The organism is Rhizobium grahamii CCGE 502 (assembly GCF_000298315.2).
Classification (GTDB): domain Bacteria; phylum Pseudomonadota; class Alphaproteobacteria; order Rhizobiales; family Rhizobiaceae; genus Rhizobium; species Rhizobium grahamii.
Genome location: NZ_AEYE02000011.1, coordinates 205150 through 219010, shown reverse-complemented (window position 1 = coordinate 219010; position 13861 = coordinate 205150). Strand labels below are relative to the sequence as shown.

19 protein-coding genes are annotated in these 13861 nt (G+C 57.8%); 3 read left to right on the top strand and 16 right to left on the bottom strand.

All coding sequences use genetic code 11. The features are described 5' to 3' along the window. Window positions 1-25 precede the first annotated feature (25 nt). Genes RGCCGE502_RS09355 through RGCCGE502_RS35235 form a run of 4 tightly spaced genes read right to left on the bottom strand, consistent with a single transcriptional unit; the run spans window position 26 to window position 1311 of the window. On the bottom strand, window positions 26-397 hold the full coding sequence (locus RGCCGE502_RS09355) for a hypothetical protein (protein WP_016553915.1): 372 nt from the start codon (window positions 395-397) through the stop codon (window positions 26-28). After that, a complete protein-coding gene (locus RGCCGE502_RS09350) occupies window positions 394-627 on the bottom strand; it encodes a hypothetical protein (protein ID WP_016553914.1) in 234 nt (77 codons plus the stop codon). Before RGCCGE502_RS09350 ends, RGCCGE502_RS09355 begins: the two co-directional genes overlap by 4 nt. Beyond that, the gene (locus RGCCGE502_RS09345; RefSeq protein WP_016553913.1) at window positions 624-1103 is read right to left on the bottom strand and encodes a lysozyme; all 480 of its coding nucleotides are present in this window, start codon (window positions 1101-1103) and stop codon (window positions 624-626) included. The genes RGCCGE502_RS09350 and RGCCGE502_RS09345 overlap by 4 nt, the downstream gene beginning before the upstream one ends. Then, window positions 1087-1311 carry a DUF7940 domain-containing protein gene (locus RGCCGE502_RS35235; RefSeq protein WP_081647243.1) on the bottom strand — a complete coding sequence of 75 codons (225 nt, stop codon included), beginning with the start codon at window positions 1309-1311 and terminating at the stop codon, window positions 1087-1089. The genes RGCCGE502_RS09345 and RGCCGE502_RS35235 overlap by 17 nt, the downstream gene beginning before the upstream one ends. A gap of 32 nt (window positions 1312-1343) precedes the next feature. Here RGCCGE502_RS35235 and RGCCGE502_RS09340 point away from each other — a divergent pair, with 32 nt between their 5' ends. The 3 genes from RGCCGE502_RS09340 (at window position 1344) to RGCCGE502_RS37200 (ending at window position 2906) form a co-directional block, all read left to right on the top strand. Continuing rightward, on the top strand, window positions 1344-1643 hold the full coding sequence (locus RGCCGE502_RS09340) for a hypothetical protein (protein ID WP_016553911.1): 300 nt from the start codon (window positions 1344-1346) through the stop codon (window positions 1641-1643). 155 nt (window positions 1644-1798) lie between these two features. Further along, entirely contained in the window at window positions 1799-2575 is a 777-nt protein-coding gene (locus tag RGCCGE502_RS09335; RefSeq protein WP_016553910.1) for an acyltransferase family protein, read from the top strand. 160 nt (window positions 2576-2735) lie between these two features. Further along, a complete protein-coding gene (locus tag RGCCGE502_RS37200; RefSeq protein WP_176705683.1) occupies window positions 2736-2906 on the top strand; it encodes a hypothetical protein in 171 nt (56 codons plus the stop codon). A gap of 21 nt (window positions 2907-2927) precedes the next feature. Here the strand turns inward: RGCCGE502_RS37200 and RGCCGE502_RS34460 are convergent, their stop codons facing one another. The 12 genes from RGCCGE502_RS34460 to RGCCGE502_RS09275 form a co-directional block, all read right to left on the bottom strand. Then, the gene (locus RGCCGE502_RS34460; protein ID WP_016553909.1) at window positions 2928-5003 is read right to left on the bottom strand and encodes a hypothetical protein; all 2076 of its coding nucleotides are present in this window, start codon (window positions 5001-5003) and stop codon (window positions 2928-2930) included. A gap of 19 nt (window positions 5004-5022) precedes the next feature. Continuing rightward, window positions 5023-7074 (bottom strand): phage tail protein, encoded by a 2052-nt coding sequence (locus RGCCGE502_RS09325; RefSeq protein ID WP_016553908.1) that lies wholly within the window; start codon window positions 7072-7074, stop codon window positions 5023-5025. Then, window positions 7075-7482, bottom strand: a complete 408-nt coding sequence (locus tag RGCCGE502_RS09320; RefSeq protein ID WP_016553907.1) for a DUF6950 family protein — start codon at window positions 7480-7482, stop codon at window positions 7075-7077. Continuing rightward, complete coding sequence (locus RGCCGE502_RS09315; protein WP_040674257.1) at window positions 7467-8033, bottom strand: hypothetical protein; 567 nt, start codon at window positions 8031-8033, stop codon at window positions 7467-7469. The genes RGCCGE502_RS09320 and RGCCGE502_RS09315 overlap by 16 nt, the downstream gene beginning before the upstream one ends. An 8-nt stretch (window positions 8034-8041) precedes the next feature. Continuing rightward, window positions 8042-8764, bottom strand: a complete 723-nt coding sequence (locus tag RGCCGE502_RS09310) for a hypothetical protein (protein WP_016553905.1) — start codon at window positions 8762-8764, stop codon at window positions 8042-8044. Continuing rightward, window positions 8757-11366: a phage tail length tape measure family protein gene (locus RGCCGE502_RS09305; protein ID WP_016553904.1), complete on the bottom strand. Its 2610-nt coding sequence runs from the start codon at window positions 11364-11366 to the stop codon at window positions 8757-8759. Before RGCCGE502_RS09305 ends, RGCCGE502_RS09310 begins: the two co-directional genes overlap by 8 nt. A gap of 209 nt (window positions 11367-11575) precedes the next feature. Further along, a complete protein-coding gene (locus RGCCGE502_RS09300) occupies window positions 11576-11929 on the bottom strand; it encodes a gene transfer agent family protein (RefSeq protein WP_016553903.1) in 354 nt (117 codons plus the stop codon). Then, on the bottom strand, window positions 11929-12375 hold the full coding sequence (locus RGCCGE502_RS09295) for a phage tail tube protein (RefSeq protein ID WP_016553902.1): 447 nt from the start codon (window positions 12373-12375) through the stop codon (window positions 11929-11931). Before RGCCGE502_RS09295 ends, RGCCGE502_RS09300 begins: the two co-directional genes overlap by 1 nt. Before the next feature lie 46 nt (window positions 12376-12421). After that, entirely contained in the window at window positions 12422-12619 is a 198-nt protein-coding gene (locus RGCCGE502_RS09290; protein ID WP_016553901.1) for a hypothetical protein, read from the bottom strand. Next, on the bottom strand, window positions 12616-13029 hold the full coding sequence (locus RGCCGE502_RS09285) for a DUF3168 domain-containing protein (protein ID WP_016553900.1): 414 nt from the start codon (window positions 13027-13029) through the stop codon (window positions 12616-12618). Before RGCCGE502_RS09285 ends, RGCCGE502_RS09290 begins: the two co-directional genes overlap by 4 nt. A gap of 1 nt (window position 13030) precedes the next feature. Beyond that, the gene (locus RGCCGE502_RS09280) at window positions 13031-13525 is read right to left on the bottom strand and encodes an HK97-gp10 family putative phage morphogenesis protein (protein WP_016553899.1); all 495 of its coding nucleotides are present in this window, start codon (window positions 13523-13525) and stop codon (window positions 13031-13033) included. Further along, complete coding sequence (locus RGCCGE502_RS09275; protein ID WP_016553898.1) at window positions 13525-13860, bottom strand: head-tail adaptor protein; 336 nt, start codon at window positions 13858-13860, stop codon at window positions 13525-13527. Before RGCCGE502_RS09275 ends, RGCCGE502_RS09280 begins: the two co-directional genes overlap by 1 nt. Window position 13861: the final 1 nt, after the last annotated feature.

Sequence of the window (13861 nt, the reverse complement as noted above, 5' to 3'; positions counted from 1 at the left end):
AGGTGGCGCCGGCGGGACGATGAGATTAGCGGATCTTGTTGATACGGCGCACGCCGGGAGCACTGAGAGCAGTGCGGCCAGCATCAGGATCTTGCTTAGCTGCACGCTGCAACTCCTCGATCTTTTGTTCTAGGGATTGGTTCTCTGCCTCGATCTCGGCAATGCGGATGCCCTCGCGGGCTTTCGCTGCTTCGTTGGCAGCGTACTGGCGGCTTTCTTCCTTGTCGCGGGCATCTACTGCCGCGGCCTTGAGCTCGGCGACCTCCGCCCTGCCCTTTTCGGCCGCAGCCTCATAGCCGCGATTGTATATGGCGTTGACGGCAAGCAGGACGAGGCCGACCGCAACGAGGGCGCCGATGGCGTAGGCGGCCCATTTGCTGGTTAGGGCGGCGATCATTGCGTCACCTGCTCGGCAGTCTGTGCTGCAACCAACTGCTTGGCGTAGAATTCAGCGCTCGCCACCCAAAACTTGACCACAGCACCAAAGGAACTGAGGAAGCTCATGACGGCGATCGTCTGATCCTTCGTGAGGAATGCGGACCAGTCCAGCAGCTGCAGGCCACCAACGAGCGATGACAGAACAGCCAGCGCGATGAAGGTGTAGTTCGTGATTTTGGTGGAGTTCATGCGACCCCCTTCAGGCACAAAGCCAGTTCAGCGCTCCGCCTGTTGACGAGCCCCTGCACTACCCTGCCGCCCGCCTTATTGAAGGCAGTCATGGCATGGCAGCTTTCCTTGATCCGGCCCTCTCGAGCTAGCCGAGCGAACGTCGACTTGCAGGCAGCGCCTACGCCGACGTTGTAGGTCACGGAGATGGCTGCAGCCTGCCACTCAACCGGCTTGCGGTCGAAGTCGGCGATGCACTCGGTCAGCGGTAGGTAATAGTCGCCCATGACGCGCGTCAGGAGCTTCTCGTCGCATTCCGCCTTGGTAAACTTCATCCCCTTGCGGATGTTCTGCGTCTCGCCGTAGCATGCCGTCCACACGCCGACGATATCCGGATAGGCGGTCAGCGACAGCCCTTCCCACGGCTTGATCAGCGTGCCGATCGAAAGCGCGACGGCCGCAACTGCTGCGACCGCCTTCTTATTCAGTTTTGGCATTGGCTTCTCCGTCGGTCGGTTTCGGGTCCGGTTGCGCCAGCATCCGGGCGATGTACGCGCCGCCAAGCAGTGCCAAGGTTAGCCACCACGGCAGGAAGTCGGACACGGCCGGAACGAGATTGAGAATGATGTCGGCCAGTGCCGCGAGCTCGATAAGCCGCAGCGACCAGGCGCGCGAAAGCACCCGGCGCCAGTCGGGGATGAACATTTTCAAAGCTCCAGATTGTGCAGAGTTAGATAGTGAACTATGTTCGCCGCATGATCACGACATTCAGACAGCTACTGACAGCGATCCACGAGAACAACGGCTTCAACAATTGGGCCGATGAAGGCGGATTTGATGAGGGTGTGGCTGAACTGGCCGAGGGCGCCGAACGGGCTGGCCTGATCACGATCAGGCGCGGATGGGGCGGAGGTAGATCCTACGCCCTGACCAACTCAGGGCGTCACTACCTCGGCCTACCCGAGCAGTTTTCCTTTATCGATCGTCTTCTTTCCTGGCTCACGCCGAAACGTTCAGCGGGCCCGTCGCACCACTAGTTGCATCAAAGAGGCACGCCGAAGCGAGCCTGTAGTGACGCAATAGAAACAGCCGAAACTCTTTGTTACTGACGCCACCTGACGCGCCACGCGCGAACTATTCCTCAGCGCGTGTTTAACATGTAGGAGGCAAACAGGCCAAAGAGGGGAAGCTGATGAAGGAACGCGTGGAGTTCGCAAACACCTTACGGGGAGCTGCGGCTATCATGGTCCTGCTAGAGCACTATCACAGTTTCTTCCCTGGAGACCGAACAGTCATATCATCGCTGATCAACGCGCCCGTCATGCCCGAAGGCGTGCAGCTCGAACCCGACTACCTCTTCTGGCTTTACTCGATCCCGCATCTCATCTGGTCGTCGCTCGGGGTCTCGCTGTTTTTCATAATCAGCGGGTTCGTGATCCCCTACTCCATCAAGAGCGGATCCAGAGCAGCGTTTCTGTTTGGCCGTTTCTTTCGGATCTACCCGCTCTACGCGGCCGGGTTTTTGTTCACACTCGCGAGCATCTATCTCACAGGTAGCTACTTCGATAACCCATGGCCATTCACTCCTGATCAGATACTGCCGCATTTTCTTCCTGGGATGAGAGAGCTCACAAGGTCGACCGCATCAATTGACGGGATCATTTGGACACTGGAGATTGAGGTAAAATTCTACCTGATCTGCGCGTTCATCGCTCCGTGGATACGCCGTGCTTCTCGCAAGGTTTTCCTCGTACCCGTAGCTATCATCGCGGTTGATCGTCTTCTGAGTGTATCGGTCCAAGGGTATGCAGGAACCATTACTGCGGCGGGGGCGCCGTTCTTGGCTTTCATGTTTATCGGAGTTGCTTTTCACTTTATGTACAACGGCGCTCTTCGTATAGGCCTAGGGTTCGCAATGATATCGACGCTAATACCTTGCATTCGTTCTATCGATCGTCTCTGGGCCTAACCAGGCTTTCCAACCGATTATTTGGAGCTACGCTTTCGCTATTCTCCTATTCGGCTTTGCATCCCGTTTTCCTAAGCTATTTGGTAGAACTACCATCGGCAGTTTCTTCGCGGATATCAGCTATCCACTCTATGTCATCCACGGTGTTTCCGGGTACGCAATGATGCGTGTGTTGGTCGAGAAGGGGGTTCCGGGGGCCGTCGCCATCCCTCTCGTCACGTTCGTGGTTTTCGCAGTGGCTCGCATCCTCAACAAGACAGTGGAAGCATGGGGGAAGAAGGAAGGAAAGCGGCTCTACGCTCTCCTTTTCCAACGCCCCCGGATGGCTTAGACCGTTACCGCCCCAACTATCTCAGGCTGTTGCCGGCCCGGTCGCATCTCCGATTGTTCCAGCACTGACGATATGGTCGCGCAGATAGTCGCTCGAGGCGACCAGCGAATAGTTGCCGGCTGTGTTGCTTGCGGTGAGGCAGCCATGGAAGAGATTCGCGCTGCTCGCCCCAAGGGTCACAATCCCGCGGTTGGCATTGCTTGAGAATTCGCCTTGAACATTCATTCTCTGACAGGCATTCGCGAAGATACCGTTGCGCTTAAAGCCGGTACCGTAGAGCCCCTTGGCTCGGAAGCCCTGAACGCTATCGATGTTGAATGCGTCAGCTAGAGTCGCGCTTGCCGCTAGCTGCGTTGAAGTGATGCTATCAAGGTCGAACATCGAACCACCAGAGGCAACAAGGCCGTGGTTCCCGCAGTTGACCAATGTCGACTTGTCGCCCTTCACGTTGGCGCAAGTGATGAACACCATGCCACGCCCGCCGGAGTGGTCGGGAATGAAGTTCGTGAACTCAACAAAGTTGCAGATCTCAAAGACCGCGCCGTCCTGCAAGGCTTGAATACCCGTAGCGGAGCTTCCGTTATGGGCGCAGTTTCGGAAGAAGATCCCCTCCGCGCCGTTGAAGTAGAACGCCGGGTAGTTGTAGTCGACGCCCGATTTTCCGACCCGGTCAACCACAACCTGATCAATGTGGTACGATGCCCAACAATCCCAGGTAGCTATCCCGTAGCCGCGATGCCCTGCCATTGTGATGTCGTGGATTTTGACAAAAATGGCGACGTTCGTGCTGTTATCGTCTTGAATGCCGTTGAAACAGTCTTGTAGGTAGAGGTCGCCAATGTCGATAGTTGTCATCTGTCGAAGCGACGTGCGAATCCTGATCGCCGTATTCGCAACCGATGCGGCACCGTCAATCACAAAGCCACCGACTTTCTGGAAGCTGGATTCCACATAGATCGGAGTAGCTGTGCCGGAAACCAACCATGGCCTGCCAACGCCGAGCAGGTGGTTGCGATCGTTCTTCAGACGGATCGTTCCAGAGATCTTCGACTTCAGGCCTTGCGACGCAAGCATGATGGCAGAGCCGAGGACATCAAGCGCACCTTGGAATGCCGCTGTATCATCCGTCACCGCATCCTGTACGGCGCCGAAAGCCCGTACCGATGGCAGGGCAGCACCGTAAGCACGCTCCCAGTAGAACCCTGCCGTGTTGCTGACGACATATACGCCTTCCTGTGTGTCAGACACCGGAGGTGAGCCTGTACGCAGCTTAAACATTCCCTCACGTCCGCTCTCAGCCAGATAGACAGGCCGGTCGATTGCGGTAGTCAACGCCTTCAATGCAGTGCGCGTCAATGCAACGATCGACACCGGGTTCTTATCGTAGCCGTTGCCAGCAGTGTTGACCGTAAGGCCGTAGCCCTTATCGCCCGCCGAAATAGAGGGGAGATTGATACTAGCGGCACTAGCCGCGGCAGCAGCGGCAGCAGCTTCGGCGGCAGCCACAATTGCGGAACCCACCTGATCACTGATCAGCCGGAACGTTGAGCCCGACACATACCCGAAAATGAGCATCCCTGCGACAATGCCGCCAGCAACGATATCGTTTCCAGAGTTGCTCTTGATTGTAAGGGCTGCTCCGCCATTGAACGAGATGGTGACCGGCGAGCCGGTGTTGACGCGGAAGACGTTCGTGACCACCAGCGCCGAAGAGGACACGGGCAGTGAAGTCGTCGACTGGATTGCGTTAGCCGTGCCAGCGCCTGCGTCCGCTCCAATGATGAAGCTGAACGGCAAGTCGCTACGGCGGGTCCACGAGCCGGTGCCCGATGCGCCGACCTTGCCATAAACGCCGTTGTTGGCCGCCGTGGCGTCCCCCACGACCCACGCCATGGTGTTGGCGGCGCGGGCAAGGTCTGCATTCAAGAGAGCCAGTGACGAGTAGATCAGCCCGCCGTTCGACGTGAAGGCAGAGATGATGGATTCAACCCACGAGCCCCAAGCCCGCATCTCCGACTTCTTTGGCTTGTTCGCGCCCGAGGACGGCACGCCGTCAGTGATGAAGTCGCGAAGGATTTGCGCGAAAGACAAAGGCATGGAATTTCCTTAAATTCGATCAGGTGACGGTCTTTGAACCTGTGGCGACAGCCGTGGCCGGCGTGCCAGATGCATTGATGGCCTCGACGAAGCCGAAGTATGTGCCAGCAGCCAATCCAGTGATCGTCCGGCTATCCGCGCTGCTAGGCGGCCCGTATTCGGTAGCCCGCAGCGTTGCGCCGGTCATGGTGTTGGTGCTGTTGGTATAGATGCGTGCCGCCACGTAGTTGGCGCTGTTAGGTGCCGTCCAGTTGAAGGCTATCTGGCCCACGCCGCCAGTCGCTGAAACGCCGGTTGCCACGCCTGGAGGCGTAGGATCAGCCGTGGCTGTACGGGTGTCATATGCCGTCCAGTCCGAGCTCGCGCCGGATGACCATGCCCGCAAACGAAACTTGTATTGCACACCGTCAGCGAGATAGGCGGACCTGACTTGTGAGACGTTGACGCCAGAGACGGCTTTCTGAGGCCCGGTTGATCCCGAAGTCTTCTCCCACTCCAGTTCGTAAGTCAGGGCGTCAGAGACGTTGGTCCAAGTTGCCAGCGCATAAGCAGCCGTCGACCCTCCAGACACAACTTCATTCTGAATGACAACGCTAAAACCGGTAGGAACCGGCACGCCAGCTGGCGGCAGGATGACGACGGCATTGCCAGGCGTCCCCTCCTCCGTAGCGGCGTTGAAGTCATAGAGCCCAGACGGAACAACAATCCCACTGAAGCTGACCGTCATGTCAGACAAGGAGATCGTGACCTTGGACGTGATCTCAACAATCCCGACCGGTAGCTTCGGCGCATACTGGATGCGCACAAAGCGGCTGTAGGAGATATCATTATCAGGATCATAGTGCGCGGTGATCGTAACTCGGGCGCCGTTCCTGCGGATATAGGCCAGTTTCTGAAGGCGCTGAATGTGGTTGTGCGACTGCACGGCCACGTTTTCCACCGTCATCGTCCGCTCGGTGTCCTCGCCAATGTACGGGTTGCCATAGATGGCGGCGTCATTGGTGTTGTAGAGGTCAGTCGGGTCGGTATACCTGCCGCGGACAGCCAAAACCGTCGTCGACGGATCGACGTTGGCGTTAAGTCCAAACGAGATGATTTCGGCCGCCGTGAGCGTTATGGTCGGCGCAACATACTCGCCGGCGTGGACCCCGATCTTGCCGTCTGGGCGCTCGTAGACGACCATGTCAGCAGCTTGGTCCATGGTGCGACCGACTTCTATCGGATCGCTGTCGGCGCGAAACCAAAAGCCACCAAGATAGCGGAATTCGCTGCCGCCGCTTCTATTTATCACGGTCTGAGCGCAGACGTTGGCCGCGTTAATCCAGTCCGGCATATACATGTCGGATAGCGACATCTTGCCGCCATAAGGGCTAGTCAGGTGCCAGAGGCGAAGTAGCGCAAGATTGGTGGTGAATCCGGACGTTCCGGTGCGCGGATCGTAGATTTCGGCGTGGCCATCGATGACGGCCGAATGCTCCGGCATCTGATTTGGATATGCGTTGAGGTAGTCCTCCGAAGAAACCGTCTCGCAGACCATCCTGATTGACGCCAGCCCATCACCACGGAAGTCGTTGCCCCAGATCGATGGGAAAACACTCACGATATCAGGATACGGAACGCCGATGGCCGCCCCGGTGCGGGTGTGGATTGAAACTCGTGGCTGACCAGCGACTGTGAAGTGGTCTGGCGATATTACGTTTCCGGCTCCGTCCAGCACGCAAGCTTCGTCATGCAGATAGTGCTGCACGTAGCCTTGGATTCGGTGACCGGCGTGAATGGTGATGTGGTAAGCAACACCGCCAAACTCCTCGAGGAAGGCGTAGTCTCCAGCCTTCTTCACCCTTCCAAGAATGATCGGAAGCGAAGGAACCGACTGCTTGAGATTATAAGTGCCATCTTCCGGCTTCGGAACAGATGGCTTCGGTGCCAACGCCTTGGAAAGAAACGTCGCGCCAGCAAAAATACCGCCATAAAGGAGAGCAGCAGTGCCAAGATAAAGTGCGTTTGCCGCGGCGACCGTCGTGCCGAGTGATGACACGATCAGCGGGAGCAGGCCGAGTGTTTGTGGCATTTAAATTTTCCAGATGGCCAGCGGGCGAGCGACAATCGGCCCGACTTCGTCACGAAACCGAATGAGCCATCGTTCGCCGTCGAAGATGGCGCCCCACTGGCGGTTGATGTTGGCTGGTGATCCGATGACACCAACGCTGCCGCAGGACGGCCGCTGGACGCGCTTCCCGTTGATGTTGGCAACGCACTGCGAGACCACTGGAACAACGCCTTGGTGGGCAGCAATGATGGCACGGAAGCCGTCGTCGCTGTCATACATGCCGCGCAGGTGAGCGGCTGGATCACGGTGGCCGATCCAGACGGCCCAATCGGCTAGAAACAGGCAGCAATCGACGGTGCCGGGCTGCCATGGGCGAACGGATTGAGTGGCTAGGAAGGCCGCAAGCTTCTCCGCTACCAATTCGGCCATCTGATCGTGCGATCCTTGAGCCCCGGGATGCGCTCGCAGAAGCGATCGTCTGCCAAGGCAGGATTGAGAACCTTCGCTCTAGCCCGCTGGTCGACATCGGACAGAACCGAGCCGTTGGTTACTGACCGCAAGGTGAAACGGTTGGCAACATCGACTTGAATGGTGGAGTTGATGCCAGTGTCGCTGGCCTGATCAACGAAATTGAGGTTGGAAACGGTGCCGGTGAACTTGGTGATTGGATTGCCGACTGGCTGCTCTCTATCGTCGCATTTCTGCAGGAGGATACGGAACGGCGAGCCGACGATATTACCAGCCTGATAGTCCTCCCAGACCTTGTTGGACGTATCAACGTCGATGCCAGAAAGCACCAGCGAGAGCGTGAACGCTTCGGCGTTAATCGCTGCCTCGATTTGAGCCAGTGCATCTTCCGTCAGAACGCAGGATCGATAGATTTCACCGTCTGCGTCGACGAAAGGGCCGCCTGACCCATCCCAAAAGCGGATTGTGCCAGATGGGAGATCCACCTGACACAGAACTCTTAGACTAGCCATTGGATCTCCTAGACCAGACCCAGCGTCAGCTGGTTCCAATAGTCAGTCGCTTCGATGAAACTGACGTTCGGGCTGGCGTTCTTGCCTATGGCGTCTTGGGTAACATCCATGCCGCGGTCCTCAGCGAGGTGGCAGAGGCACGTCGGCTGGTCGAACTCGAGCGTGGAACCGACCGGTATAACTTCGCGGACGGACGGCGAGATAGACACTGTCCAAACGTCGCCTGTGATATCGGTGACAGGTCCAGTCTCATAGAGCGCGTAATTGAACGAGAACCTGACGCCGACGAGGTCAGAAGCCGCATTGATGATGCGTAGTTTGATCTCAGTCGACCCGATCGGAGCAATCTCCGTGGTTACGACCGAGATGGCTCCCTGCACATAGTCGGTGTCATCGTCAAACAACGAATTATCGCCATGGGTGACTTCGTCCATTTGCTCAAATTTTCCTGAAACATATGGCGCCGACAGACTGGAAGGAACGCGCACAGCAATCAGTCCTGAGCGGCCGCCAAGCTTTGACCTGATAGCCTGCCAGGCTTGCCACTGATCGCGGTAGCGATTCCGCATCGCGATACTTCCGTAGTCGATCTGCCAATAGCCCAAGTCCGTCCGGGTGACGGGCTCGACCCCGCCTAGTGACTTGCCGCCCGACCGGGTGAAGGCGACAACATTCGCCTGCACCTGTCGTGGCGTGAGAAGGCAAAACGGCCAATGTACGATGTCAACCATTTCGGTAGTCGCCCCCTGCCGTATTGTTCTGGTACTTGGCCATCGTTGGAACGACTTGCTGATTGGCAGCAGATACGATCTTCGGGCTGGCCTCGGTCACTGTCTGCTGGCTCACCGACTTGACGAACGGCATTAAGTTGCCGCTTCCGTCGACATCGACGCCAACGGTGACGTGGACTGCAGACTGTCCGCCACCCATCTTCGTGCCGCGAGGGAGGACAACCTCGCCTCGCTGAAGAATGGCCGGAACCTCACCAGGCTGCAGGCCTGCGACGCCACCTTTGTGGTATCGTTTGGCACCGCCGAAAACGGACGGCGAAACCGAGCGACCGTGGCTGTAGCCGTCAGATCCGGCGACGCCGCCGGAGTGCAGAATGCCGGGTATCAGCATGCCGCCGAGAAGGCCGCCTGCTCCACCCCCACCAAGCAAGCCGCCGAGGAGGCCACCGCCACCGCTTCCGCCCGTGCCGAACACGGCGTTCAGGCCGACATCGATGAGCTTGTCGACAACCTTATCCAGCGCGCCGGCCAGTGCTTCGGCAGCTGATTTGCCACTGCGAAGATCGGAGATAAATCCGCCGACCACATCACGACCAAGATCGCGGAACTCTTCAGCGGACTTGCGCAGCTGCTCCTGAGAAACCTTCAATCCCTCACTAGCCGACGATGCCTTGGCATAGTTTGTCGCGAGAGCATCGATACTCGCCGCGAGTTCCGGCGTAACAGCCACACCTGCTTTCTGAGCTTCAGCCAGCAACTGCGCCTGAATCTTAGCTTTTTCGACAGCAAAGCCATAGTCGTTGATAAGCGGGTTTAGCTTTGCCTGTGCAGCGTACTCGGCGTTAAGAACGTCGATGCGCTTCTGGACCTCGGCGACGTCGCCTTGGAACAACTGGTCGGGCGTCTTCTTGTTGCTGGACACAATGCCAGCGTCAGAAAGCGAGATCCCCGTGCCGGACAGGAAGCTTTGGGCCTCTTCCTTGCGTCGTCCCGGATTAGAGGTGAGCGATGCGATCGCCTTTGCCACCTTCTCGGGTCCGCCGCCATCCTGGATCGCCTTGACGATCGAGTCAGGAAGAGAGCCGTAGTTGTAGGCGATCGATGTCAGCGCGGCCTGCTGGCCGTCCGACAGGCTCTTCCACGTCTCAATGCCGATCGCCTTCTGGATTCCGTCTTGAAACTCGACGATACGGCGAGAGAGGTCTCTTTGTGCCTCGTCTAGTGTGACGACGGTATCCTTGGTGACCTTCTCGATAACGCCATTGGCGCGCGTGGCTGTGTCACTGCCAAAGCCAACGCGGAACGCGTTAACGTCCCACTTGGCGTTGGTGATGAAGCCCTCGAACGACCGGATCAGCTTGGCTGCGGCCGACTTGCCGACTTCGTCGAGTTGTGCCTCGTTAAAGTCGAAGTTGCTGGCCTCCATGCCGTTCATGAACTTGCCGCCCCCGGAAAAGAGCGGTGACAGGCGGCCCAACGGTCCAGATTTGTTGATCTGATCCTGCAGTCCGTTCAGGTTCTTGGCGTATTCACCGACCTGCTCGAGCGCCTTGCCCATAGCGGGAATGAGCTCTGTCTTGATTTTGTTGGCAACATCGCTGATAGCGCCGCCGCCGTTTGCGCCAAGGCCAATCGCCGAGGCAGTAAGGGCTGCAAATGCGTCCTTGGCCTGCTGGCCGGTTAGATAGACGTCCTTGAGGCGCTTTTGCGTGCCCTCGATCGCTTCCTGGAGCGGAATGGATTCCTGAGCCGAGAGGCGAACCTGCTTTGCAAGCTCCCTGATATTATCGGGGATCCCGGTCATTCCTTCGATCTTCGCCATCTCGATCGAGAACTGCCGGAAATCGGGAACATCTTGGCTCAGAAGGGAAAGCGCGTGCTGGAAGTCCAGAACAGTCTGGGTTGCCCCGCCAAACTCACTGGCTGGCACACTGAGAATGTCCGACGACAGGTCTTTGCCGGCCGCCTGGATAGCCTTCTGTAGGCTTCCGAACTTGTCTCGAAGCTTCTGGAGCTCAACCTGCTGAACAGAGTCGGAGTATTTTTTTACCCCCTTTTCCGCTATGCCCCAGGCATCGTCAAATGACTTAATTACCTCGGCGTGGGCCTTCAGGAGCTTGTCAGTGTCGGGGACGTCGGACTTCAGGGTCGTCAAATACTGGACCGCAGCGCCCGTGAGCCCGATGAGAGCAAACGACGCCAGAGATACAGGGTTGACCATCTGGGCGAACGCGCCACCGACGGTTTTCAGCGCCCCCAAGAGCCCACCGCTGCCTTGCAGGGCCTGCGATACCTGGCTGCCCTGCTGGACCATGATCGTGAATGGTGACGTGCCGGAGGCAAGTCCCATCGCGATATCGTTCAACTGAAACGAAAGGTTCGAAATCGCAGCGCGCTGTGCGCCCAGAGACTGGACAACCCGCTTGCCGCCGCTATCGAAGCTGCCAGCAACGTTGTCGTTGGCCTTCTTGAACTTGTTCTCGATACCGCTCGCTGTATCGCCAGCGGTTTTGGCGATCGAAGCAAGCTGTTTTTCGAACTTCTTCGTTGTCGCCTCAATGGAGACAAGCAGGCGAGCGGTATCGTCACCAGAGGCAGCCATTTAGAAACCCTCAATCCCAAGATCCGCAGCGATGTCATCAGTCATGGCGGGCGGCGCTTCTTCTTCGCTTGCGTGGGCTTTGCGATAGCCTTCCATGCAGCAGGCGAATTCCCAGAGCGTCATGTCGTCGATATCGCGTGGCGAATAGCCAACGACCGCTCCAGCGCCGTAGTAAGACGACCAGCGGGTCTTGCCGTTTGGAAGCGGGTCTAGTTGCTTTCCGCCGCTATCCCCGCTGCGGGCTCCCCCGGCTGATCGTCCGTTTCCCACATAATGAAGCGTCTGATGATTTCTGCCGCGGTAACGGCAAGTGCATAGGGGCTCGCAACGTCGAGAGCAGCCTCAACCGCCCTCTGCGCGTCGCGCTCCGGCATCCCGCCACCTACAAGACCAAGCCTGATTGGCCCGACCACGTCGTCTATCTTCCATTGAGAAGACAAAAGCCGCATCATGACAACGGCACAACCGGCGTCGCTGCGCTGCTCGATCGCGCGCAACTCGCCAATGCCCAGGCGGAAAGAGTGCTCCCCGCCTGGCCAAACGATCTCCTCTGCGCCGCGCATTAGGCTTTAGCCGTCCTGGTCGGGATGCCGTCGAACTGAACTTCGATTTCAGCCGTGACCTTCGTGCCGCGCTCAGCCTGGTTCGAGATCGAAACGAGGTAGGCATTGCCGGTCTCGTATTCGGTGTCACCGCTAGCAGCGTTGACGTGCTGGACGCGAACACTCTTGGTCGCGCCGGAATACCACCAGTCAAGCATGACCTCATGCGACTGGTTGGCCCAAACGCCAGAGCCGGAAATCGTGACTTCTTGAGACTGGACAGCGCGCTCAACGGCTGCTGGCAGCGATTCATCATCACAGTCGGGAACTTCCGAAGTCGACATGTTGGACTGGCGATTGATGCCACGCGAAGTAAGGCCGCAGAGGCGCGAGTAGACGCCGCTACCGGCAGTCATTTCGATCTCGAGGACCATCTGATGAAAATTAGCGGTAGCCGCTCTGGTCATTGGTTTCTCCAATAAAAAAGCCGCTCGCTGGCGGCCATTGTCAGGGCTACTCGCCCGATTTCGCTTGCCGCTTGAGCGGCTTCACCTTTGTCGCTCGGCCGATCGAAACGGCATAGTCGACAAAGTCATGCGGGAAGCTTTGGGGCTCCGGTTTTGGTTTAGCATTGAAGCTGAGCTTCGATTTTGGCCGACTCCAGTTGACTTCCTGCTGGACAACCATCCATGCCATGGTCTCGCCAATCATTCTTCAGGCTCTTCGATGGTGGCTGTAACCGACGCAACGCCGTGGGTGGTGAGCCCATCGGAATCGGTAAATACACGCCTGAAATCAACGCGGATCTCGGCGAGTGCGTTGTCAGTTAGGACAAGCTCTTGCTCATGAAGTGCGCGATAGATGAGGTCGACAATCGTCTTGGCCTCCACCTGGCCGACGGCCTTGCTCCACACGTCCAATTGAAACGAGTGGATGCCAGACGTCACACAATCAGCGGTGTCGTCGACAACGTCGGATGGCCCGAAGCTAATGTAGGCGTTCTTCGTGCCGTAAGGCGACGTTGGCACCCTGTCATACACGCCGCCCACTACTGCCATGATGGCAGTGTTAGCTCGCAATGTGTCGTATAGGAGCTTCTGAAGTTCGATTGATGGACCCATGCTAATCAGCCTCTGCTTCCGTCACCGGCCCAACGAACTTGATAGCCTTCTTCATCTCGCGCGAAATCCGCGACTTGATGCGCTTTCGAAGCGAACGATACGAAGGGAAGAAAAACGGATGGGCCGGACTTCCGGGATGGGCGTTTGCTGTCCCCGAGAAGCTTTTGTTCCCGCCGCCTTGCGCCACATTGTGCGGCGCAGTACCAAACTCCACAAAGGCCGCGTAAAAAAACGCCTTTTCGTTGCCGGCGTAGACCGTGATTTTCAAACCACGCTCGTCAGGATCACTCTGCGCCAGGACTTTCGAGCCTGCTGGTGCGTTGCCCCATGACCATCCGATAGAATCTCGAAGGTCGCCGTCATCAACAGGACAAAGGCGCTTCATCATTGCGACGAGTTCTTCCGCACCCTTCTCCATGGCGGTTCGCGCCGACGCCTCTACCCTTTTTGGCAAGGCGGCGATGGTTTTCTTTAGATCGCCAACGCCTTTGACCATCAGGCAACCACTCCGCGCTCGCAAAGGAAGTCGATCCACTTTCGATCGGTTGATGCCGTCACGTCCCGAACCGCGTATTGAATTGCCGTCCGCACATCGGTGATTCGCCAGTCGGGGGTCACTTGTCGCGTAGCCGTTGATGCGCGCACGCGAATAACCTGCGGGTGTTTGTTCTCAAGGCGGGCTGCGATGACTGTCTCGCCGCCGCGGAGGTGCGTATATTCTGCCGCGTCCTGAAATTGCTCGGCAAAGCCGGATACGGTGTTGCCGTATCCGTCATCTTGCTGGCTTCGAACGGCAAAAGAGACGCGTTCTTTAAGCGCGCCAGCCCCCATG